This is a genomic window from Pseudomonas sp. TH06, from assembly GCF_016651305.1.
GTDB lineage: Bacteria > Pseudomonadota > Gammaproteobacteria > Pseudomonadales > Pseudomonadaceae > Aquipseudomonas.
Map to the genome: position 1 here is coordinate 3,696,852 of NZ_JAEKEC010000001.1, position 20,827 is coordinate 3,717,678.

The window sequence follows — 20,827 nt, forward strand, 5'->3', positions numbered from 1 at the left end:
CTACACGAGTTATAGGCACAACGCACAGCGTCACCGCTAATACCTGCCGTTATTAAATCAAACGATTGCCTGTGATGCTGGCAGGCGTGTGAAACCGTGGATTTGGCACTGGCGATTGTGCGTATCTGCTCTGGTCGAACAGGTCAGTGACCACAAACTGCCAAAGCATGGCGCGTTCTTCACCGGACGTCGTTTGTGAGATCTGATCCGGGGTGAGGGGCAGTGGTGGGATTGATGAAATGCGTCCGGCTGGGCAGGGAAAATATCAACGCCGCTAAGGTCTGCGCAAATGACCAGGCACGAGTAAAGTCAGTAATATGTCGTTAATACCCAATGGCCACTAGTTGCGCTTCGGGTTTCCATGGATGGCTTCAGAACTCTGAGTGCCGAGCGTCAAAAGATAAGGGGTGAACAATGGCAACGATCATTGGTGTGCACGGCATCGGTCATCAGTTTGGTGGTGAAAACACGTTGAGCGACCAATGGCTGCCGGCGCTCAAGGATGGTCTCGCGCGTGCCGGACGAGAATTGCCTGACGAAGTAACCTTCAAATGTGCCTTCTATGGGGACTTGTTTCGCCCGAAGGGTAAAGGAGCGATACCGCCCTACAGCGCCGAGGATGTCGATGCCTGGGAGGCGCAACTGCTCAAGGCATGGTGGGAGGAGGCGGCCAGAATTGATCCCGCTGTTCGCGCACCTGACGAGACCACCAAAGCGGGTCTGGTGACGTTCGTCCAGCGCGGACTCAATGCATTGACACGATCAAAATTTTTTTCCGGTCAGCTGGAAAAAGTGATGATCAGTGATTTGAAGCAGGTCTATCGATACTTCCATGACGATTCAATCCGTCAGGCCGCTCGTGCCAGTATTGAAAAATGGGTGAATGACGATACACGGTTGATTGTTGCCCATTCTTTGGGGTCAGTGGTTGCCTACGAGGCTTTATGCGCAAACCCTCAGTGGCCCGTCCAGCACTTGATTACATTGGGTTCGCCACTGGGCATCCGTAATCTGATTTTCGATGCCCTGCAACCCGCACCGCAACGTGAGCTTGGTGCATGGCCTGGCAACGTGCAGCACTGGACCAATATTTCAGACAGCGGTGATGTAGTGGCCCTGACGAAAAAACTTGAGCCCTTGTTCATGCCGCGAATTGTCGATGTAAGTGTCGCCAATGGCATGAAAGTCCACGATGCGAGCCGCTACCTCACGACCCGGGAGGTGGGAGATGCCATCGCAGCCGCTATCTGATACTTATCGACGTCGTCTGCTTGCCACTGGCACCAGTCAATTCGATAACCATGCAACGCTGTCGCAGGTTCCGGACGAAGTTGAAACAATCAAGTCGGCCTTCGCTGCATTGCACTATGAGGTCGTACCGGCAGAACTTGATATGGATCCCCGAGAACTGCAGGATTCTATTTTCAAAGCTTGTGCAGACTGCACTGAAAACGATTTGCTGGTGCTCTATTACACGGGACATGGTGAAAGTGACAACCAACTCTATTTATTGTCCCGTGAGTCACAGCAGGCGGCTGAGGATCACCCAGCGCTGGCGGTAAAAGTCGTCGATCTGGCACAGATTCTGATCAAGACCAGAGCAGCGCAGGTTCTCTTGATCCTTGATGTCTGTTACGCCGGCACGGGAGCTGGTGATTTTCTCAGAATAGCGGCCGATCTGATCAGGCAGCGGCCTTCATTGAGTCCGGCCTATGTCATCGCGGCAACGCGATCGCGAGATGAGGCGGATGAGGGCGCCTTGAGCAAGGCGTTGGCTAAAGCGTTGGCTAATCCCGACGGTCAGTTCGGCGGTGCTACGCAGCGCTACCTGGCCATGGACGAAGTGATGGAGGCGATCAGAGAATATCTCGCCGAACGCTTTCCCAAGCAGGAAGCTCAATTGGCGGGGGCAAACCTCAAAGGTCGTTGCCTGTTGTTCCCCAATCCCCAGTACCGCCCTCATATTGGCCCAGGCCTGGATCTGGCCAGCCAGCGAGTGTTTGATGAACATTGGTTACCCAAAGCCGGAGGGGTCGAAGGTGGGTGGGTCGGGAGCTATTTCACCGGCCGTCATCGCGCGTTGCGGGAAATAGGAGAGTGGCTCGCACAGGTCGATACTCATGGGCGCGTTTTGGTAGTGACCGGTGGCCCGGGAACAGGCAAATCAGCATTGTTGGGGCGCATCGTGTCGCTGTCTGAGCCGAGCTTTCGCGATCGGGTACTTGCAGTCGATGGATCTTCATTCGACGTTGCTGACATGCCACCTGAAGGTATCGTCAATGTCGCCGTACATGCCCGGCACAAACTGTTGAGCGAGGTCTTGAACGAGATCGCGGACAAGCTGGATCTGTCGGATCGTGACTTGCCATCGGTGCTTGAATCACTAAAAAAACGCGGCAGAAAAACGGTGATTGTCATTGATGCTCTGGATGAAGCTGCCGACAGCCAGATTATTTTGCAGCAGTTGTTGTTGCCATTGGCGACATTCAAGCATGTCTTTCTGTTAGTGGGGACTCGGCCCGACGCTACTTCATTGCAACAGCGTTTCGAGGGATTTGGGCCAGATACTGTGGAAGTCAATCTCGAACATTCGCTGCATACAGAGCCCGGCGAGGTTGCGCTGTATGTCGAGCGACGGCTGTTAGCCAGCGAAGAACCACGGCGCTTCACGCCTTATCGCAAGCATCCCGAAATCGCTCGAAAGGTGGCCGAGGCTGTCGCCCAGCGAGCGAAGAACGTGTTTCTGGTGGCACATACCGTCGCACTCAGGCTGTTCAAGATGGGCAAATTGGTCGACACGAGCCGCCTTGGCTGGATGGATCATCTATCAACCGAGTTGGCTGACGCATTCAATCAGTATCTGGCCCCCTTGGAGGAGGGTAAAGAGGGGCTGAATATCACAACTGCCCGCGCGGTTTTGCTGGCTTTGGCTTTTGCCGAAGGTGAGGGCTTGCCGTGGGCCGATTTATGGCGTTCAGCGGCCAGCGCCTTGAGCGGTCAGACGATCACCGACGCGGATATCATTGCCGTGCGCAAATTTGCGGCGCCCTTCATTGTGGAGTCCATGGAGGGCGACCGGTCGGTTTATCGGCTATACCATGAGCAGTTGGCAGAGCACCTGCTCGAAAGTGATGGGCAGGCCCCGGCCCTTTCATGCCAATTGTGGCAAGCGTTGCTGGCCTGTGTACCTGCAAATTCCGAGGGGCGTCACGACTGGCTGCGTGCCCATCCTTATCTGAAACGTCATGCCGCAAGCTTCGCAGTCAAGGCGGGCATGTTGCAGGCGCTACTCGACGATCCGGCATTTCTGGTGGTCAGTGATCCGGCTATTTTGCGCCGTTATCTCAACCCTCAGTCGTCCATCGATCAGCCGATGGTTCAGGCCTATTTGCGAGCCTTTGGGGCTTTGCGGGAATTGCCCGAAGCAGAGCGTCGATCCTACCTTGCACTGGCATCCCTGCAGAACGGGATTGATGAATCAGTGCCCTTGCCGGGCGAGGAACGCTCTCGGTGGATGCCACTCTGGGCGACCTGGAATCCGCCGGAAGGCAACAGCGTGCTGGTTTCGCGAGATTCACGAGTGACCGCACTGAGTCTCGGTCAATGGGATGACCGTACTCCGGTGGCACTGGTCGGGCGCGAGGATGGATTGATTGAAGTCTTTCAGCTCGACAATGGCAAGCAGTTGGCGGCTTGGCATCCCATTGTGGGCAGCCGGATTTCACACTTGGCAATCATCGCAACGCCAAGCGGTGAAGTATTGGTTGCGAGTGGGGAGGAGGGTTGGCTGGCGACAACGAATCTTCGAACCAAGCGCGACATTTATGTCCCTTTCGCTGAGCAGAACGGTCGCATCACTGCGCTGACGGTATGCCGGGAAGGTGATCGCTTTCTGTGTGTGAGTGCTCATGAGCGAACGCTTGCACGTACCCGCTTAGATGACAGAGCTGAGCTGGAAGGTGATCTACGAGTCTGGGATTTGACTGACCTCGGCCTGATTCATCACAGAGCCGCTGCTTCACGCGCCCGGATTCTGGCTGTGGCGATTGTTTTTACGTTCGACGGTCTTCGAATTCTGTCAGCAGGCAGTAGTTTCTTCGATGGTGCGCGATGTGCCAGAACCCTGAGAATGTGGAAGCTTGATCTGGAGTTTCTATGGGAAATACCTGCCACGATTGAAAGCGAATGCATTTCATCAATCCGCCTGCACATGGTGGGTGGTGCTACGTATGCGGTAACCAACGATTTTTTCCGACCACCTCGAATTTGGCAAGTCCGGCCTGAACAAATCATTCTTGTCTATTGCGCTCCGGAGGACAAACGAGGGGCTTGGCTGTGTGAGTCACAAGCTTCAAAAATTCTTTATCTGCTGGCTGAAGACGGGACAATTGAAAGCCAGAACATTGAGGTAGCCAATCCGGTCGAAATCTCTTCAACATTGACATCGGTCACGCGCATCGATGGCTACTGGACGGAGGAGTTCCGTACCGACAGCTTCAACTTGGGCACAAGTCATTATTATCTGAGTAGCAACGCGGGCTCAGTCAATATGTGGAGCTTGAGGGACGCACAACCGCCGGCGCGCTCTGTACAGGAAGGCCAATTTTTTCCAGGCCACGTCAAATGCATGTTCATGGACTCCATCGCGTCCAACACGATTTACTGTGGCACCGCCGCCGGAGAGGTCGTGGCGATCGATGAGATGAGCGGCAACCTGACCTGGACGTGTGAAATCATTCCGAATCAACGAATCCACGCAATAACCGGTTATGTGGATGAGGGAAAACTGCTGCTGGTCGTCGCCATTCGGGGGGTTATCTGTCTGGTTCCGGCAGGAGGTCAACTAGACCTCTCGGCGGTGATTCAGGCAGGCGATGATGTGACCCAGGTACAAGTCGTCCGGATCGACGACGAACCGATGGTTGTGGCTTCGGTGAGTCAAGCCAACGTGAACGCCGTTCGCATATGGAATCTGCGTTCAAAACTGGAAATCAATACTCTTCGCAATGAGTTTGGAGCCAAGTGGAACTATCAGCTCAGTTACGGCGAAGAAGACAAGCCCATCATGAGTCTGGTTTGTCTCGCTGGCGATGATGTAGCGCGAATCGTATTCGCCAGCAAGTATTCGCAGATCATGGTTGCGCAGCATCCGGTTCCACCCTCTGAAATGCCCAGGCTTTCACTGTTTGATACTTGGCGCATACCGGGTAGCGGCATAGCCGCAGTGCTTTCTCTGGCGCAAAGCATGGATGGCGAGTTGATCGCTGCCGGCACTGATTCAGGTCGAATTGCCTTGTGGCATTACCCAAGCGGAGAACGTCTGGCGTGCCAACCAGGCACTCACCTCAATGGGCGCATTCAGGCCTTGGCATTCTGCGATGCCAGCCCATCGCCACTTTTGGCATCAGGGGGGGAGGACGGTGTAGTCCGATTCTGGGACGGCGAATTGAATGCCCTGTTTCAAATCAGTATCACCTCCCCGATTCGTGGAATCTGCTTCACCGCAATGGCCCGCATGGTTGTAGCAACCCATAACGGATTAGTGATGATCGCTCTTGATGAACAGATGCTGGTGGCATCTGCAGACCGTAATCCGAAAGGCAATTGACGCGGTAACGTAATCGTTATTCTCAGCTGAACGGTAACCGGCGGCCATTGCTAGATCAGTGGCCACCGGAATCCATTGCTTCGCCTTAATAGGAAGCATTACTATTCACGCCCCTTTCCTCAGCACGTCGCCCATACCCCCATGCGTCCTCGCAGACCCGGCTTTTTCGAGCATTACGAAGAGTTGATCGGCACCTGGACTCGTCGCCTGCGCAATCGCTCGCAGGCCGAGGATCTGGCGCACGACACCTTTGTGCGGGTGCTTGAGTCCGATTCGACGGCGGTGCAGCAACCCCGGGCGTATTTGCACCAGACCGCGCGCAATATTGCGGTCGACGGCTATCGGCGTGAGGATCGACGGGGCGCCATGGAGTCGGAGGCAATCGATCACGGTGAGTCGTCGTCCGGCGACCCGGAGCATTACATGCATGCGATCCAGTTGGCCGACTCCATCGAACGGGCGCTCACCGAGCTGCCGGCCAACTGCCGGAAGATTTTCGTCTGGCAGAAGATCGAGGGCCTGACTCAGGCAGAAATCGCCGAACGCCTGGGACTGTCCAAGAACATGGTCGAAAAGTATATGATCCGCACCCTGCGGCACTTGCGTGATCGACTGGACGGGTTGCATTCATGAGTTGCCGTGCTTTTTCATCCCCAGCCAAACAGGACATTCCATGACGGATATTCGTGATTGCGCGTGCGGGCAAACAACAGTGCGCGATGACGCGGCTGCCTGGTTTGTGCGTTTGCAGGAGCCGGCCGTCAGTGCCGACGAGCAGCAGCGCTTTGACGTCTGGCTGAATGAGCATCCGCAGCATCGCGACGAATTCCAGTTGTTGCAGGGCTTGTGGTCGGCGGCGGATCTGTTGCCGGCGCCACGGCTCAAAGCCCTTATCGATACGCCATCCAGCCGTCGCGAGCGGCGTCCGCTGTTGCGTTACGCGATGGCGGCCAGTGTGCTGGCGGTGGCACTCGGGCTCGGGTTGTTCAGTGGTTTGAATCATCCGGCGGGTTACAGCGCCGAGTTCGCCACGGCACTGGGTGAACGCAAGCATGTGGCGCTGCCGGATGGCTCGGTGATCGATCTGAACAGCCGCAGCCGCTTGCAGGTGCGCTTTGAAAAGGATCGCCGGTTGATCGAGTTGAGCGAAGGCGAGGCGATGTTCAGCGTCCAGCACGACAGCGCCCGGCCCTTCGTGGTCGAGGCCGGCAGCGGCAAGGTCACGGTCACCGGCACGCGCTTCGATGTGCGTCGCGATGTCGCGCAAACCCGTGTCGCGGTGGAGCAGGGCACGGTCAAGGTGCAGGGTCGTCAGGCGCCGGACAATGAATTCATCAACCTGACCGCAGGCCTCGGCACCGACGTCGATGCGCTGGGCAAAGTCGCCGCCGCCTATGCGGTCAATCCGGCAGAGCTGACAGCGTGGCGCGGCGGCAAACTGGTGTTCAACAACGCCAGTCTCAGCGAAGTCGCCGCCGAAGTGTCGCGTTATCGGCAGAAGCCGCTGACCGTCGCCAATCCGGCGGTGGCCAATCTGCGCCTGACCAGCGTGTTCAAATCCGACAACACCGACGCCTTGCTCAAGGCCTTGCCGAGCATCCTGCCGGTGGCCGTGCGCACCCTCGCTGATGGCAGTCAGGAAATAATTTCAAAATAAAATTCAGGTTTTTTTCGAGTTCATCGTCTTCCTGTTCAACTGCAACTGGTTTGCATTAACAGCCGCACACTCTTGCGATCCACAGGACTACGTTCGACGTGAAAACCACCACTGCCAACAACAAAAAATCCCCTTGGTTGCCGCTGGCCCTCGCGCTGGCGGTCAACGCCGCGATGCCCCTGGCATTCGCTGCCGACGCCATCCATATCCGCGCGCAGCCGCTGGGCCAGGCCCTGAGTGAACTGGGTCAGCAAACTTCGCTGCAGGTGTTTTTCAGCCCGGACCTGGTCGCCGGCAAACAGGCCCCGGCGGTGGATGGCGACATCTCTCCGGAGCAGGCGCTGCGCCAATTGCTGCAAGGCAGCGGTCTGGATTATCAGATCAACGAAGGTTCGGTGACCCTGTCGCCTGCCGTGACCTCCGCCGCCAGCAATGGCCCGCTGGAACTGGGCGTGACCGACATCAAAGTGGTCGGCGACTGGCTCGGTGATGCCAATGCCGCCGTGGTGCAGAACCACCCTGGCGCACGCACGGTGATCCGCCGCGAAGCGATGGTCGAGCAGGGCGCAATGAACGTCAGTGACGTGCTCAAGCGTGTGCCGGGCGTGCAGGTGCAGGACTCAAACGGCACCGGTGGCAGCGACATTTCCCTCAACGTCGGCGTGCGCGGTCTGACTTCGCGTCTGTCGCCACGCTCCACTGTGCTGATCGATGGCGTGCCGGCAGCGTTCGCGCCTTATGGCCAGCCGCAACTGTCGATGGCGCCGATCTCTTCCGGCAACCTCGACAGCATCGACGTCGTACGCGGCGCTGGTTCCGTGCGTTATGGGCCGCAAAACGTCGGCGGTGTGATCAACTTCGTCACCCGCGCCATTCCGGAAAAAGCCACCGGTGAAATCGGCACCACGCTGGAAACCACTCAGTACGGCGGCTGGAAGCACATCGACACGGCGTTCCTCGGCGGCACCGCCGACAACGGCATGGGCGTGGCGTTGCTGTACTCGGGCGTCAACGGCAACGGTTACCGCGAGCGCAACAACGGCAACGACATCGACGACGTGTTGCTCAAGACGCACTGGGCGCCGACCGATCAGGATGATTTCAGCCTCAATTTCCATTACTACGACGCCAGTGCCGACATGCCCGGCGGTCTGACGCAAAAGCAGTACGACGACAAACCGTACGACTCGGTGCGCGACTACGACCAATTCACGGGTCGGCGCAAAGACGTGTCGTTCAAGTGGATCCGCCAGATCGACGAACGCACCCAAGCAGAAATCCTCACCTACTACACCGACAGTTTCCGTGGCAGCACCATCGCCGCCCGCGACCAGAAAACCCTCAGCTCGTACCCGCGTTCCTATTACACGTTGGGCATCGAGCCGCGTGTGTCGCGGGTATTCGATGTCGGCCCGACCACGCAGGAAGTCAGCGTCGGTTATCGCTATTTGAAAGAGGCGATGCACGAGTCGTCGAGCCGTGTGGCGCTGGTCAACAACCAACCGGTGCTCACGCCGACGTCCGATGGCCATACATTCCAGGACCGCACCGGCGGCACTGAGGCCAACTCGGTCTACATCGACAACAAGATCGACGTCGGCAACTGGACCATCACCCCGGGCATTCGCTTCGAACACATCAGCACTGACTGGCACGATCGCGCTGTGCTCGACACGGCGGGCAAGCCGGTGCAGGAAAAAAACCGCAGCATCGAAAGCAACGAACCGCTGCCGGCGCTGAGCGTGATGTATCACCTGTCGGATGCGTGGAAGCTGTTCGCCAACTACGAAACGTCGTTTGGCAGCCTGCAGTATTTTCAGCTCGGTCAGGGCGGCTCGGGTGACCAGACGGCCAACGGTCTTGAGCCGGAAAAGGCCAAGACTTACGAAATCGGTACGCGCTACAACGATGACGTGTGGGGCGGGGAAGTGACGCTGTTCTACATCGACTTCGACGACGAACTGCAATACATCAGCAACGATGTGGGTTGGACCAACCTTGGCGCGACCAAGCACCAGGGCATTGAGGCGTCGGTGCATTACGACATGGCGGCGCTGGATCCGCGTCTTGATGGCTTGACCGCGAATGCCGGTTTTACTTACACCCGCGCGACGTATGAAGGTGAGATTCCGGGCTTCAAGGGGCGTGATCTGCCGTTCTATTCGCGTCAGGTGGCGACGGTTGGTTTGCGGTATGACGTCAACCGCTGGACTTACAACATTGACGGTTTTGCCCAGTCGAAGCAGCGTTCGCCGGGTACCGGGGTGAATGCTGATGGCAGTTTCAATGGCAATTACATTACCGATGGTACGGCGGATGGGCAGTATGGCGATATTCCGGGGTATGTGACCTGGAACGTGCGTGGGGGGTATGACTTTGGGCCGCAGGTGTCGAATTTGAAGTTGGGGGCGGGGGTGAAGAACGTTTTTGACAAGCAGTACTTCACGCGTTCGAGTGATAACAATTCTGGGATGTATGTGGGGGCGCCTCGGACGTTCTTTGTGCAGGCCAGCGTGGGCTTCTGACCTTTTGCGCAGGCGGCTGTCGCCAGCCGCCTGCAGCACAATTATTCATTTTTATCGGTTGATTCAAGTAACTGGAAATCCACCACCGGGGAGGGATTGCCTACGATGTCATGACCTTTGAGACAAACTCTTTTTGGACCATCGGCAACCGTGACGATAAACGCACTCTGGTTCTCCCCAAGGCGTTGATAGTCCTCGGCGTTCAGGCAATCGGACGTTTGCGGGGGAATAATTTTGTATTGGTAACCCGCGTCAGTCAGATCCGGCGCCACTTCGACCGGGGTAACGGTAAAGGTGTTTTTTTTACTTTCAAACAACGTATAGACCGGGGCAAGGTTTGACGGCCCTGCCAGTGCCCAGCGCCAGTAGACTCGGGCATTTCGAGCCGACCATCGATCCACGGTGACTGTCTCGTGCGGTTGCCCCATGACGCATAAGAAATAGAACCCGGGGCCTGCGCGTAAAGCGTGAGTTGAGGTGTCTTGTTCTTTACCTTTGCTTTGTCGAGCCGGGCCATAGCCCTCGCCGTTCGCGCAGTCGGCCAGTGTTCGAGTGTATTTGAGCCGGTAAAAGGGTTGATCCGAGGTAAAGGTCTGTTTCCACAGCAGCGGATCAAAACCACCCTCTGTATTTCGTAGCATCCGCACGTAGTTTTCATCGTTGCGCGGTTCGAAGTCACTGGCCGGGCCGAGCGGGCAGTCGACATTGTCGGAAGTGAATCGACCCGCGTTGAAGCAGCGATCCAGAGAGGTGACGGGCGTTGCATAGTTGGTGTCTGGCGATTTTTGCGGCGTACCATCACGGATTTCGCAGGGCTCATCCGCACCGCACATCGATGGTCCGCCGATGCGCGTAGTCGTACCGATTACCCCGAGGATCTCGTTGCCATATCGAGTCAGGACCGGTGAACCGGAAATACCGTTGCGTACACCCTCGCAGCGATTGCTAAGTTGGTCGAACCAGACGAAACCTTCCTCAAATATATCGACCGACGCTTCCTGCCGGCAGGCGACCCGTGTCAGAAAGGAGGATTGCGGTGCTCCGACGATCAGCACATTCGAACCCGCCGCCGCAGGTTGGCGCGTCAGTTTCAGCGGGGTGATCCCGTCATCCATCAGTTGTTTCAGAGAACGGTCAAGTTCAACGATGGCAATGTCACCACCGCGCCGCGTACCCCAAGGGATTCGCACTATCGAGTAGGTCTGCTGACGGGCCTGCGTGTCCTTGAAATAGTTGAAAATGACCCGGCCAGAGACGGGGGCATTTTGGATAAAACGATCTGCGTCGCTATACACGCAGTGTCCCGCTGTCAGTACGTAGGCCGGACCGTCCTGAATGCCATCGGCATCGCGCGTGTCGATCAGGCTGCCGGAACAATGAGATTTTCTGACTATTACCCGACCGATCGCCAACCAGTGCCGGTGTTGCCCATGGTCGTCGCTCAAGACCTGCTCCGGCGCGAAATTGGCCACGGCTTCACCTAGATCCGGATCGGTTGGCGTCGACGCCTGCGCACCATGGCTCAGACCGAGCAGCAGTGGAAGCGCCAGAATTCCGTTTCTGCAGATCGATTTCATGATGCGTCCATAAGAGGTGACTGATCTTATGCTGCGACGCGATGCGATATCCGTCCACTGTCAGAAATGACAGTGGACTGCCTAATAATCCACCGTTTGTCGTAAATCCCTTTCCTCAGACCTTGAGCACTTTCCCGCCAATCGCCACCGCCACCAGCAGCACCGCCATCAGCCCGAAAGCAAAACTCAAACTGCTCGCATGGGCGACAAAACCAATCACCGCCGGCCCCGCCAGAATCCCTGCATAACCCAAGGTCGTGATCGCTGGCACAGCGATGCTTTCCGGCATCACCGTCTGCTTGCCCACCGCCGTATACAGCACCGGCACGATGTTCGAACACCCGGCACCGACCAGCGCATAACCGACCAACGCCGCTTCCCAGCTCGGTGCAAACGTCGCCAGAAATAGCCCGGTCGCGGCCAACAGACCGCCAAACAGAATGATCCGCGTCGCACCGACACTGCGCACAATCCGGTCACCCATCAAGCGTCCGGCCGTCATGGTCAGAGCAAACGCTGCGTAACCCAAACCGGCATACGCCGTGTCGATCCCGCGCTCCTGCGCCAGGAACACCGCACTCCAGTCCAGCGCCGCGCCTTCGGTGAGGAACACGATGAAGCACATGCCGCCGATAAACAGCACGATGCCGTGGGGCACTGCGAACGCCGGGCCGGAGCTTTCACTGCCGTAGGGCAACATGTGCGGCACGCACTTGAACAGCGCAGCAATCAGCACGGCCACCACCACCAGCATCGCACCCAGCGGTGACAGGCCGAGGCCGAGCAGGGCGCTCACACCCGCCGCGCCGACAATCCCGCCGAGGCTGAACAAACCGTGAAAGCCCGACATCATGTTCTTGCCACTGGCACGCTCGACGATCACCGCTTGTAGGTTCACCGTCGAATCCACGGTGCCCAGTCCGGCGCCGAACATGAACAGCGTGGCGATCAGCGCCGGGATCGACGACACCGTGGCCAGCAACGGCAACGCTGCGCAGATCAGCAAGGTGCCGCCGGTGGCGACCCGACGACAGCCGAACCGTGTCGCGAGAATCCCCGCCAATGGCATCGCCAGAATCGAGCCGACCCCGAGGCACAGCAGCAACAGGCCCAGCGTTCCCTCGTCGAGTCCGGCCCGAGCCTTGGCATACGGCACCAGTGGCGCCCACGCGGCAATGCCGAGCCCGGCGATGAAGAAGGCAATGCGCGTGGACATCTGTTGCAGGCGTCCGGGGACGAAGGTGTCTTGGGGGGTGAGGCTGGTCATATCAATCCTTGGCAAAAACTTCGCGTCCCCGAAGGACAGTGATTCAGCGTCGAGGTTCGATCGCCGATCGTTCGAGGGCGTACAGCCGACATCGTACCCTGTAGGAGTGAGCCTGCTCGCGATAGCGGTGGGCCGATTTAAAAAAAATGTCGACTGACACACCGCTATCGCGAGCAGGCTCGCTCCTACAAGGGATCGCAGTTTACAGTGGACTTCTATGGCAGCAGGGAAAACGGGCGATGACGCAGTTCTACGATGCACGGGGCAATATCTACGGGGTGATTTTACCCAGCGCATTGCGCGAGGCGGGCATTGATCTGCCAGCCAACGCCGGCAAATGCGCGTCATCGCGGCAGGCGTGGAGTGAGGCAGCGGTAAGGTTTTGCTGTGACTGGCCAGAAGGTCAGCGGCCAGCGAACGGTAAATCACACCGCAGTGACGGCCTGCTGATCGGCCCGTTCCAGATTTCGCCACCGTTCGATGTGTTGATCGTCAACACCGACGGCACGCTTGCCGAGCGCAGTGGCAACGGCCTGACGATTTTTTCTCAGGCACTGACCGAGCAAGGTTTACTGCCGGAGGAGGGCGCGCTGTTGCGGGTGCATCATGACAAGGGTGACCCGGTGGAAACCTCGGTGAAACCGGCTGAAGTCGATGGGGTAAAAGGTTTTTGGCTGGATCTCGGCCAGCCCGGTTTCGGGCCGTTTTCCGTGGGCGCGCAGAACGTCGAAAGTGTCGACTTGAACGGTCGCGAGGTGAGTCATGTGCAACCCTTGGCGCAACTCGATCCTGCTTGGCGCCACAGTCAGTTCGTGCGCATCGGCAATCCGCATTGCGTGACACTGCTCGGCGACAAGACCGCGTTGCCCACTAACGAGAGAATGCGTGAATCACCACTGAACGAAGACCTGACCCGAATCGCCTACGCCATGCCGACCGGCACCGGACAACTTTGTCCGGCGGGCATCAATCTGCAGTGGGCCGCGCGCGAATCAGAGCAACGGATTGTCGCGCGCGTGTTTGAGCGCGGCGAAGGCCCGACTGCGTCCTCGGGCACCAGCGCCAGCGCGGTGGCCTCGGCAGCGTGGCGGGTCGGTTGGGTCGCGGCAGGCGCCGTACACGTCGTCATGCCCGGCGGCACGGCGCCGATTCTGCTGGAAGAGGCCAATGGGCAATTGCTGCGCGTCAGCCTGTTCGGCACAGCCCACCAGATTGCCTGACCCCTGTAGGAGGGCGTGGCAGGGTCAGTGAGCCTTGAACAATGTCACGCTCGTTACTCGGTCTCCTTCGACTTTCAGTCGCAGCAACGCCTGTGGATCGGGCTGCTCTTCAAAACACTCAACGATGACCGAATGCGCCGAAGACGCCAGCAGCGACAGGCTCCGCGCATGCTTCAACTGGCGTTTCACCGCTGCGCTGACCGGTATCGGCGCGTGGCCGTCGCGTACTTGCTCACAGAACGCCAGGGCGAGTTCACGCGGCGTCGGTGCAGGCGGTGAGGTCAGGCCGGCCTCGTCGAACAGTCGATTGAGTTGCTCGGCCGCACTCACTGCCCGGGGGAACCCCGCGAATGCCGAAGCCTGCAACAGCACTTCGGTCATTTCACCGGGCGCCAATCCCGAGGCCAGCCCGGTCTTGAGGTGTACGCTCAACGGTGGGCCAACCATGCCTGAAGCCACGATCGCAGCGAAGGACACTGCCTCACGCAGGCGCGGGTCGAGGCCGGGACGAGCATGCAGATGCCCGTACACAACGCCGACGGCCAGTTCGCCCAGTGCGGGCACGGTATGAAACAAGGCATCAAGACGGGCACCGCCGTCGGGCACCAGTTCGATAAAGGTATGGCGGCCTTCGGCGTACAGCGTGGCCATCGGAGTGGAGAGAGGGTTGTGTTTCATGGCGAGTCCTCAAGCGAATGAGGATGGCGGCTGATCAACTGCGCACGAACTTCAGCATGAAAGAGCGTCCATCGAAGTGGAGTGAATCGGCGCCGTTGCGACGCCGACTTCTATACCTTAGACGAACTCCACCACCGGCATCTGCCGCTTCATCAACACCTCACCACCACGAATCGAATACAGCGGCAGGCCCTGGCTGCGGATCACCTCGTAATCGCTGTCCGCCGACAGAATCAGCAGGTTCGCCGGGCGTCCCTGTTCCAGCCCGTAACGCTCACCCAGATGCATGGCTTTGGCGCTGTTGTCGGTCACCAGATCCAGTGCACTTTGCAGATTGCGGTAGCCGAGCATGTGGCAGATGTGCAGCCCGGCTTCGAGGACGCGCAGGATGTTGCCGTTGCCCAGCGGATACCACGGATCGACGATTGAGTCCTGGCCGAAACACACGTTCATACCGGCTTCGAGCAGCTCATTCACCCGGGTCACGCCACGGCGTTTCGGGAAGTTGTCGAAGCGTCCCTGCAGGTGAATGCTCTCGGTCGGGCAGGAGACAAAACTGATCCCGGAATGGCCGAGCAGGCGGAACAGTTTGGCGCAGTAGGCGTTGTCGTAGGAGCCCATCGCCGTGGTGTGACTGGCGGTGACCAATGCCCCCATGTCGCGGCTGCGCGCCTCTTCGGCGAGCACTTCGAGAAAGCGCGAATGTGGGTCGTCGGTTTCGTCGCAATGCACGTCGACGAGGCAGCCGGTGCGCTCGGCCAGGTCCATCAGGAACTTCACCGAACTGACGCCTTGATCGCGGGTGTATTCGAAATGCGGAATCCCGCCAACCACATCGGCGCCCATGCGGATCGCTTCTTCCATCAGCTCACGGCCATTGCGGAACGACTCAATGCCTTCCTGCGGGAATGCGACGATTTGCAGGTCGATCAGGTGACGGCTTTCCTCACGCACTTCGAGCATGGCTTTCAGCGCGGTGAGTTGTGGGTCGGTGACATCGACGTGGGTGCGTACATGCTGGATGCCGTGGGCGGCCAGCGTCTGAATGGTCTTTTGGGCGCGGGTTTTGGTGTCTTCTTCGGTGATGGTGACTTTGCGCTCGCCCCAGCATTCGATGCCTTCGAACAGCGTGCCGCTCATGTTCCAGCGCGGCTCGCCGGCAGTGAGGGTGGCGTCGAGGTGGATGTGCGGTTCGACGAAGGGCGGCACGACCAGATTGCCGCCGGCGTCGAGGTCGTCGCGGCCCAGGGTCGGGGCCTCGGTCTGGCGGGCGATGCTGCGGATCAGCCCGTCTTCAAGGTGCAATTCGTGCAAACCGTCCTGGTTGCGTAGTCGGGCGTTGATGATGTGCATCAGGCGAATCCTTTTTTATAGGTCTTGTATTGGCGCGCTGGCGCTGCGGGCGCCGAGCAGGCCGGTGACGATGACATACGTTAGCGCGGCAGCGGCAATGCCTACCAGCGGCGCGACCCACGGCGAACTGAACGCGGCAACGGTGCCGACCGCGTAAGCCCCGAGCCCCGGCCAGTTGAACGCCGGCAGCCGGGTGTCGGCCAGGCGCGGATAGTGGCCGCGCCAGCGGTAGAAAAAGTCGGCCATGATCACCCCGCCAATCGGCGGAATCACCGTGCCCAGCAAAATCAGATACGGCACTAGCATGTCGTACATGCCCAACAGGGCGAGCAGGGTGCCGATCACCGCGCCAGCCAGGGTCACGGTTTTGCGTCGGCTGGTGCGCAGCAGGTTGCAGCCGGCGACGGCGAAGTTGTAGATGGTGTTGTCCTGCGTGCTCCAGATGTTCAGCAACAACATCGCCATCGCGGCCATGGCGAAACCTTGCAGCAGCAACACTTCAACCACATCCGGCTGCTGATAGACGATGGCGCCGTAGGCACCGATCAACACCATCAAACCGTTGCCGATAAAGAAACCGATCAGGCTGGCCAGCACTGCCACCCGCGCTGAACGGGAAAACCGTGTCCAGTTGGTCGCTTGCGTCGCGCCGCTGACGAAGGTGCCGAACACCAGCGTGATCGCCGTCGACCAATCCATCGACGTCGTTGGCACCACGCTGAGCAAACCTTCGAAGCCACCGACCTTCACCGTCGCCACCCACATCGACAGCATCAGCAACAACATCATCGCCGGCACCGCGATGTACGACAGAATCTCCAGTCCGCGATAGCCGACGTAAGCCGTGGCGCAGAACATCAGACCGAACAGCACCATCAAGCCGAGCACGGTGCCTTCATCGAGTTCGAAGTATTTGCCAATCACCACGGCAGCCGTCGCGGTGCCCCAGGCGTACCAGCCGATCTGGGTGAACCCGAGGATCAGGTCGCTGAGCTTGCTGCCGACTTCACCAAAACAGAAACGCCCCATCAGCACCGAGTTGAGGCCGCTTTTGAAGGCGATGTAACCGAGGCCCGCCGCGTACAGGCCGAGCAGCAGATTGCCGACGATGATCACCGCCATCATCTCGCTGAAACTGAATGCCACGCCGAGCTTGCCGCCGGCAAACATGGTTGCGGTGAAGAATGTGAATCCCAGTAACACCATGGCGGTCGAGGCCAGGCCTTTACGCGCGTGCATCGGGACTTCGCTGAGGGGGTAATCGTTGCCGGGATCGTTCTGCGTCATGGGGCGGTCCTTTGCTGGAAGGGTAAGACGCGGGAGAGGTTGCAGTGGTCGTGCCAAATGCCGGGTGGCGCGGGTTATGTATAGACGAGACACATGGATTGGCGCGAAAGCGGTGCACCTGAATGCACCCGAGCCCCATGTAGGAGCTGCCGAAGGCTGCGATCTTTTGATCTTGATCTTGAAAAACAAGATCAAAAGATCGTCCGATCGCGGCCCGAGCCTTCGGCAGCTCCTACAGGGGATTTGTGTGGGGTCAGAGGAAGCGGAGCAGGGCAGCGACAATGGCTTCCGGGGCATCTTCCTGGACGAGGTGGCCGGCGTTGGCGATGGCGTGGAATTGTGAACCGGGGATCAACTGGTGCAGGGCGCGGCCACGTTCGACGGGAATCCACTGATCGTCTTCACCCCAGAGAATCTGTACCGGGCAGCGGATGCTCGGGTACAGCGTTTCGGCCTCACGGGTGTAACGCTCGTCCATCTGCGCGATCTGCCGATAGAACGCCGCTTGCCCCGGATCTCCGAGCCACGGCTGCACGTAGGGCGCCAGTTCTTCATCGGGAATATCCCGATGAATCGCTCCACGAATGTAGGTCGGCACGATGGCGCGCTGGATGTAATCCGGCAGGCCGCTGAACGCCGCTTCGTGCTGGCGCACATGCTGCACGAACGGTGAGCCCCAGGGCGTCAGCGCGACCGGATCGATCAGCGTCAGGCTGCGGTAATCCTTGCCGTTGAGCAGGTGCGTGCGCAATGCCGTGGCACCGCCGAAGTCATGGGCGACGACGTCCGGGCGGTCGAGTTGCCAGTGATCGAGCAATTGCGCCAACAGCTCGTTCTGCACCCCGAGGGAGACATCGGCGTCCGGTTGTTCGGAGCGCCCGTAACCGAGCAGATCGAAATAGTGCACCCGGTGCGTGGCGAAAAAGTGCGGGGCGATGCGGTGCCACACGTACGACGAGAACGGCGTGCCATGCACAAACACCAGCGCCGGACCGTCGCCGCGTACGGCATGGCGCACGGTGTGCCCGTTGAAGTCAAAGACCTGATCCAGCAGCCAGTCCGTCATGGGCCTGTCCTCTTGGCGGGTTTGAGCCAAAAAGCATAGGCATAAAAAAACAGCCGTGAAGGCTGTTCTCTTATGTTCCCTGAAAATACACCAATCCCCTGTAGGAGCTGCCGCAGGCTGCGATCTTTTGATCTTGATTCTAAAAAACAGGATCAAAAGATCGCAGCCTGCGGCAGCTCCTACACGGGGATTGGTGTTGAATTACTCGCCGCGATAGATGCAGCCGCTGGTGCACGTCTCGTGAATGCGGATGGCGCTCAGTTCCGGCAGCAGTGGCTTCAATTCATTCCAGATGAATTTGGCCAGCACTTCGCTGGTCGGGTTTTCCAGGCCGGGAATGTCGTTCAGGTAGTTGTGATCAAGACGCTCGTACAGCGGCTTGAAAATCGCCTTGATCTCGGAGAAGTCACGGATCCAGCCAGTGTGCGGATCGAGGTCGCCGCTCAAGTGAATCGCCACTTTGAACGAGTGACCGTGCAAGCGTCCGCACTTGTGGCCGTCCGGGACGTGCGGCAGGCGGTGGGCGGATTCGAAAGTAAATTCCTTGAAGATTTCCACAGTATTTTCGGCTCTGTTCAGATGGCGTTCGCCGCAGCGATTCGGGCAGGCGGCGAGTTTACCAGAGCTCTGGGCAAAACACTGACTAAAGGGTCAGCAGGCGCTCGGCGAGGCGACCGTTGGCAGTCAGTTCCAAAAACTCGTCGCCCATTCGGCGGCTTTCGTCCATCGCCGCGTGCCAGTATTTCTGGCGGCTCGGGGCGTCACCCATGAAGCGCTTGAAGTCGTTACGGTCGGGCAGTTTGCCGTAGGGCAGGCGCGCCAGATATTCCTTCGAAGGCGCGAGCAGCAGCACGTCCTGCAAGCGCTCGGTCGAGGCGCGGCGCCACGGCAGGGTCTTGTCGAACCAGCCCGGAATCACCCGATCGGTGAAATGCGGATAAAGCACGATGCCGTCACCGCTGTAGGGCAGGTCGAGGTGATAGTCGAGCAGGCCGCCATCGCGGAACGTGCCGGCACCGGCGCCGGGCAAGTCGCGCACGCCTTCCATGACCATCGGAATCGACCCCGAGGCCAACAGCGCCTGACGCAGGTTACCGGCATTCAGCGCGACGAAGCGTGACGGGAAGTCGTTCAACGCATGCACCGGTGGCGCCAGGCGCGGATCGTGGATGATCAACCGTTCGAAGTGTCGCGACAGCCGTGCGCGGCCACGCAGGTTGTAGGCGATCACCGAACCGAGCGCCAGCCCCAGGCGACCGCGATGGTCGTCGGCCAGGCGTCCGTGGCTTTTCACCACCATGATGTTCAAGCGGTAATCGGCGTTGTCGAGGATGCTCGCGTCGCGGCCGTCGAGCAGGTCATTGAGCATGCGCTGCGAGCTTTGGCTGATCTCAGCCATGGTCACGCCTTTGTTGAAATTCTGCTCGGCGTACAACTGGCCGAGACGGCGGATGCCTTCGGCCGCGTCTGGCAGGCAGGCGCTGGCGAAACGCCAGGAACCGACCGACGCGCCGATCAGCGAGCGCTCGCGCGGCGCACTCGGCAGCCACTCACCGAACAGCGCCAGATCCAGCCCCTGAATCCCCAACGCCTTCGGCCCACCGGCCGCGCCGGGCAGGGTGCCGACGTCGGCGGCGTTCAGGCCCTGGGCACGAATGCGCGCCATGGCCCGTGGGCCAGCCTTGAGGGTGAGGGCGGGGAACTTGATGTGGATGGCGGTCATACCGGTCTCGATCGTTAGCAAGCGAAGGATTATAAGCACATGTCGCAAAACCTTGTAGGAGTGAGCCTGCTCGCGATGGCGGTGGTTCATTCAGCGATGATCTATCCGATACACCGCCATCGCGAGCAGGCTCACTCCTACAGGGGATCTGTGTTGGCTGAGGGCAATGATGGCAATTCAGTTTCAGTTAAGTTCATCCCGCTAAGGTGCCGACCGTAAGCAACACATAAAAATACGGAGACACCCATGAAAACCCTGACTGCCCTGTCCCTCGCCTCGATCCTCGGCCTGACCGCCAGCCTCGCCCATGCACGCGATCTGGGGCCGGATGAAGCCCTGCGGCTGCGCGACGCTGGTACTATCGTCTCCTTCGAGAAGCTCAATGCCACGGCACTGACCAAACACCCGGGCTCCGAGATCACCGACACCGAGCTGGAAGAACAGTACGGCAAGTACATCTACCAGATCGAAATGCGTGATCCGCAAGGGCTGGAGTGGGATCTGGAATTAGACGCGGTGACTGGGCAGATTCTCAAGGATCATCAGGATACGTAATGAAGGTTAATGTTCGCGCCACCAGCCGCACTGCGTTGGCGCTTGTGATTTTCTGCTCGGCGGCGATGGCCCGCGACCTCGGCCCGGACGAAGCCATGAAACTGCGCCAGAACGGCGTGATTCTGCCGCTGGAACGAGTGCTGCAGCAGGCCATGGATCGCTACCCCGGCGCGAAACTGCTGGAAGTCGAGCTGGAAGAAAAACACGACGTGTACATTTACGAAGTCGAGTTGCTGACGGTCGAGGGTGTCGCCCGTGAGCTGCACTTGAAGGCCGATACCGGCGAACTTGTGAAAGACAAGGAAGATTGA

16 protein-coding genes are annotated in these 20,827 nt (G+C 59.1%); 8 read left to right on the forward strand and 8 right to left on the reverse strand.

Annotated elements, in window-relative coordinates; genetic code table 11:
- Positions 1–414: 414 nt before the first annotated feature.
- From JFT86_RS16655 to JFT86_RS16675, 5 genes are all read left to right on the forward strand, one after another.
- A complete protein-coding gene (locus tag JFT86_RS16655) occupies positions 415–1,251 on the forward strand; it encodes a hypothetical protein (protein WP_201233139.1) in 837 nt (278 codons plus the stop codon).
- Entirely contained in the window at positions 1,229–5,608 is a 4,380-nt protein-coding gene (locus JFT86_RS16660; RefSeq protein WP_201237510.1) for an AAA family ATPase, read from the forward strand. The genes JFT86_RS16655 and JFT86_RS16660 overlap by 23 nt, the downstream gene beginning before the upstream one ends.
- A 141-nt stretch (positions 5,609–5,749) precedes the next feature.
- The gene (locus JFT86_RS16665) at positions 5,750–6,241 is read left to right on the forward strand and encodes a sigma-70 family RNA polymerase sigma factor (RefSeq protein ID WP_201237511.1); all 492 of its coding nucleotides are present in this window, start codon (positions 5,750–5,752) and stop codon (positions 6,239–6,241) included.
- 40 nt (positions 6,242–6,281) lie between these two features.
- On the forward strand, positions 6,282–7,265 hold the full coding sequence (locus JFT86_RS16670; RefSeq protein WP_201237512.1) for a FecR family protein: 984 nt from the start codon (positions 6,282–6,284) through the stop codon (positions 7,263–7,265).
- 98 nt (positions 7,266–7,363) lie between these two features.
- Positions 7,364–9,790 (forward strand): TonB-dependent receptor, encoded by a 2,427-nt coding sequence (locus JFT86_RS16675; RefSeq protein ID WP_201237513.1) that lies wholly within the window; start codon positions 7,364–7,366, stop codon positions 9,788–9,790.
- A gap of 41 nt (positions 9,791–9,831) precedes the next feature.
- On the opposite strand, the gene JFT86_RS16680 is transcribed toward JFT86_RS16675, so the two are convergent.
- Both JFT86_RS16680 and JFT86_RS16685 read right to left on the reverse strand, forming a co-directional pair.
- Entirely contained in the window at positions 9,832–11,367 is a 1,536-nt protein-coding gene (locus tag JFT86_RS16680; protein ID WP_201233128.1) for a trypsin-like peptidase domain-containing protein, read from the reverse strand.
- Positions 11,368–11,482: 115 nt separating this feature from the next.
- A complete protein-coding gene (locus JFT86_RS16685) occupies positions 11,483–12,634 on the reverse strand; it encodes an MFS transporter (protein ID WP_201237514.1) in 1,152 nt (383 codons plus the stop codon).
- A 239-nt stretch (positions 12,635–12,873) separates the two neighbouring features.
- Between JFT86_RS16685 and JFT86_RS16690 the strand changes: the two genes are divergently transcribed.
- A complete protein-coding gene (locus JFT86_RS16690) occupies positions 12,874–13,854 on the forward strand; it encodes a diaminopimelate epimerase (RefSeq protein ID WP_201237515.1) in 981 nt (326 codons plus the stop codon).
- Positions 13,855–13,878: 24 nt separating this feature from the next.
- On the opposite strand, the gene JFT86_RS16695 is transcribed toward JFT86_RS16690, so the two are convergent.
- The 6 genes from JFT86_RS16695 to JFT86_RS16720 form a co-directional block, all read right to left on the reverse strand.
- On the reverse strand, positions 13,879–14,532 hold the full coding sequence (locus tag JFT86_RS16695; protein WP_201237516.1) for a carboxymuconolactone decarboxylase family protein: 654 nt from the start codon (positions 14,530–14,532) through the stop codon (positions 13,879–13,881).
- A 117-nt stretch (positions 14,533–14,649) separates the two neighbouring features.
- Positions 14,650–15,885, reverse strand: a complete 1,236-nt coding sequence (codA, locus tag JFT86_RS16700; protein WP_201237517.1) for a cytosine deaminase — start codon at positions 15,883–15,885, stop codon at positions 14,650–14,652.
- A gap of 15 nt (positions 15,886–15,900) precedes the next feature.
- The gene (codB, locus tag JFT86_RS16705) at positions 15,901–17,172 is read right to left on the reverse strand and encodes a cytosine permease (protein WP_201237518.1); all 1,272 of its coding nucleotides are present in this window, start codon (positions 17,170–17,172) and stop codon (positions 15,901–15,903) included.
- A gap of 253 nt (positions 17,173–17,425) precedes the next feature.
- Positions 17,426–18,238, reverse strand: a complete 813-nt coding sequence (locus JFT86_RS16710; RefSeq protein WP_201237519.1) for an alpha/beta hydrolase — start codon at positions 18,236–18,238, stop codon at positions 17,426–17,428.
- 201 nt (positions 18,239–18,439) lie between these two features.
- Complete coding sequence (gene queD / locus JFT86_RS16715; protein ID WP_007955941.1) at positions 18,440–18,796, reverse strand: 6-carboxytetrahydropterin synthase QueD; 357 nt, start codon at positions 18,794–18,796, stop codon at positions 18,440–18,442.
- Positions 18,797–18,881: 85 nt separating this feature from the next.
- A complete protein-coding gene (locus JFT86_RS16720) occupies positions 18,882–19,961 on the reverse strand; it encodes a patatin-like phospholipase family protein (RefSeq protein WP_201237520.1) in 1,080 nt (359 codons plus the stop codon).
- Between the two features lie 246 nt (positions 19,962–20,207).
- On the opposite strand from JFT86_RS16720, the gene JFT86_RS16725 reads away from it, so the two are divergent.
- Positions 20,208–20,516 carry a PepSY domain-containing protein gene (locus JFT86_RS16725; RefSeq protein WP_201237521.1) on the forward strand — a complete coding sequence of 103 codons (309 nt, stop codon included), beginning with the start codon at positions 20,208–20,210 and terminating at the stop codon, positions 20,514–20,516.
- Positions 20,516–20,827: a PepSY domain-containing protein gene (locus tag JFT86_RS16730; protein ID WP_201237522.1), complete on the forward strand. Its 312-nt coding sequence runs from the start codon at positions 20,516–20,518 to the stop codon at positions 20,825–20,827. The genes JFT86_RS16725 and JFT86_RS16730 overlap by 1 nt, the downstream gene beginning before the upstream one ends.

What these genes read in the sequence shown, in the direction of transcription:
- JFT86_RS16655 (WP_201233139.1), top strand. Translation starts at nt 415, where the DNA reads ATGGCAACGATCATTGGTGTGCACGGCATCGGTCATCAGTTTGGTGGT.
- JFT86_RS16660 (WP_201237510.1), top strand. Translation starts at nt 1,229, where the DNA reads ATGCCATCGCAGCCGCTATCTGATACTTATCGACGTCGTCTGCTTGCC.
- JFT86_RS16665 (WP_201237511.1), top strand. Translation starts at nt 5,750, where the DNA reads ATGCGTCCTCGCAGACCCGGCTTTTTCGAGCATTACGAAGAGTTGATC.
- JFT86_RS16670 (WP_201237512.1), top strand. Translation starts at nt 6,282, where the DNA reads ATGACGGATATTCGTGATTGCGCGTGCGGGCAAACAACAGTGCGCGAT.
- JFT86_RS16680 (WP_201233128.1), bottom strand. Translation starts at nt 11,367, where the DNA reads ATGAAATCGATCTGCAGAAACGGAATTCTGGCGCTTCCACTGCTGCTC.
- JFT86_RS16685 (WP_201237514.1), bottom strand. Translation starts at nt 12,634, where the DNA reads ATGACCAGCCTCACCCCCCAAGACACCTTCGTCCCCGGACGCCTGCAA.
- JFT86_RS16690 (WP_201237515.1), top strand. Translation starts at nt 12,874, where the DNA reads ATGACGCAGTTCTACGATGCACGGGGCAATATCTACGGGGTGATTTTA.
- JFT86_RS16695 (WP_201237516.1), bottom strand. Translation starts at nt 14,532, where the DNA reads ATGAAACACAACCCTCTCTCCACTCCGATGGCCACGCTGTACGCCGAA.
- codA (WP_201237517.1), bottom strand. Translation starts at nt 15,885, where the DNA reads ATGCACATCATCAACGCCCGACTACGCAACCAGGACGGTTTGCACGAA.
- codB (WP_201237518.1), bottom strand. Translation starts at nt 17,172, where the DNA reads ATGACGCAGAACGATCCCGGCAACGATTACCCCCTCAGCGAAGTCCCG.
- JFT86_RS16710 (WP_201237519.1), bottom strand. Translation starts at nt 18,238, where the DNA reads ATGACGGACTGGCTGCTGGATCAGGTCTTTGACTTCAACGGGCACACC.
- JFT86_RS16720 (WP_201237520.1), bottom strand. Translation starts at nt 19,961, where the DNA reads ATGACCGCCATCCACATCAAGTTCCCCGCCCTCACCCTCAAGGCTGGC.
- JFT86_RS16725 (WP_201237521.1), top strand. Translation starts at nt 20,208, where the DNA reads ATGAAAACCCTGACTGCCCTGTCCCTCGCCTCGATCCTCGGCCTGACC.
- JFT86_RS16730 (WP_201237522.1), top strand. Translation starts at nt 20,516, where the DNA reads ATGAAGGTTAATGTTCGCGCCACCAGCCGCACTGCGTTGGCGCTTGTG.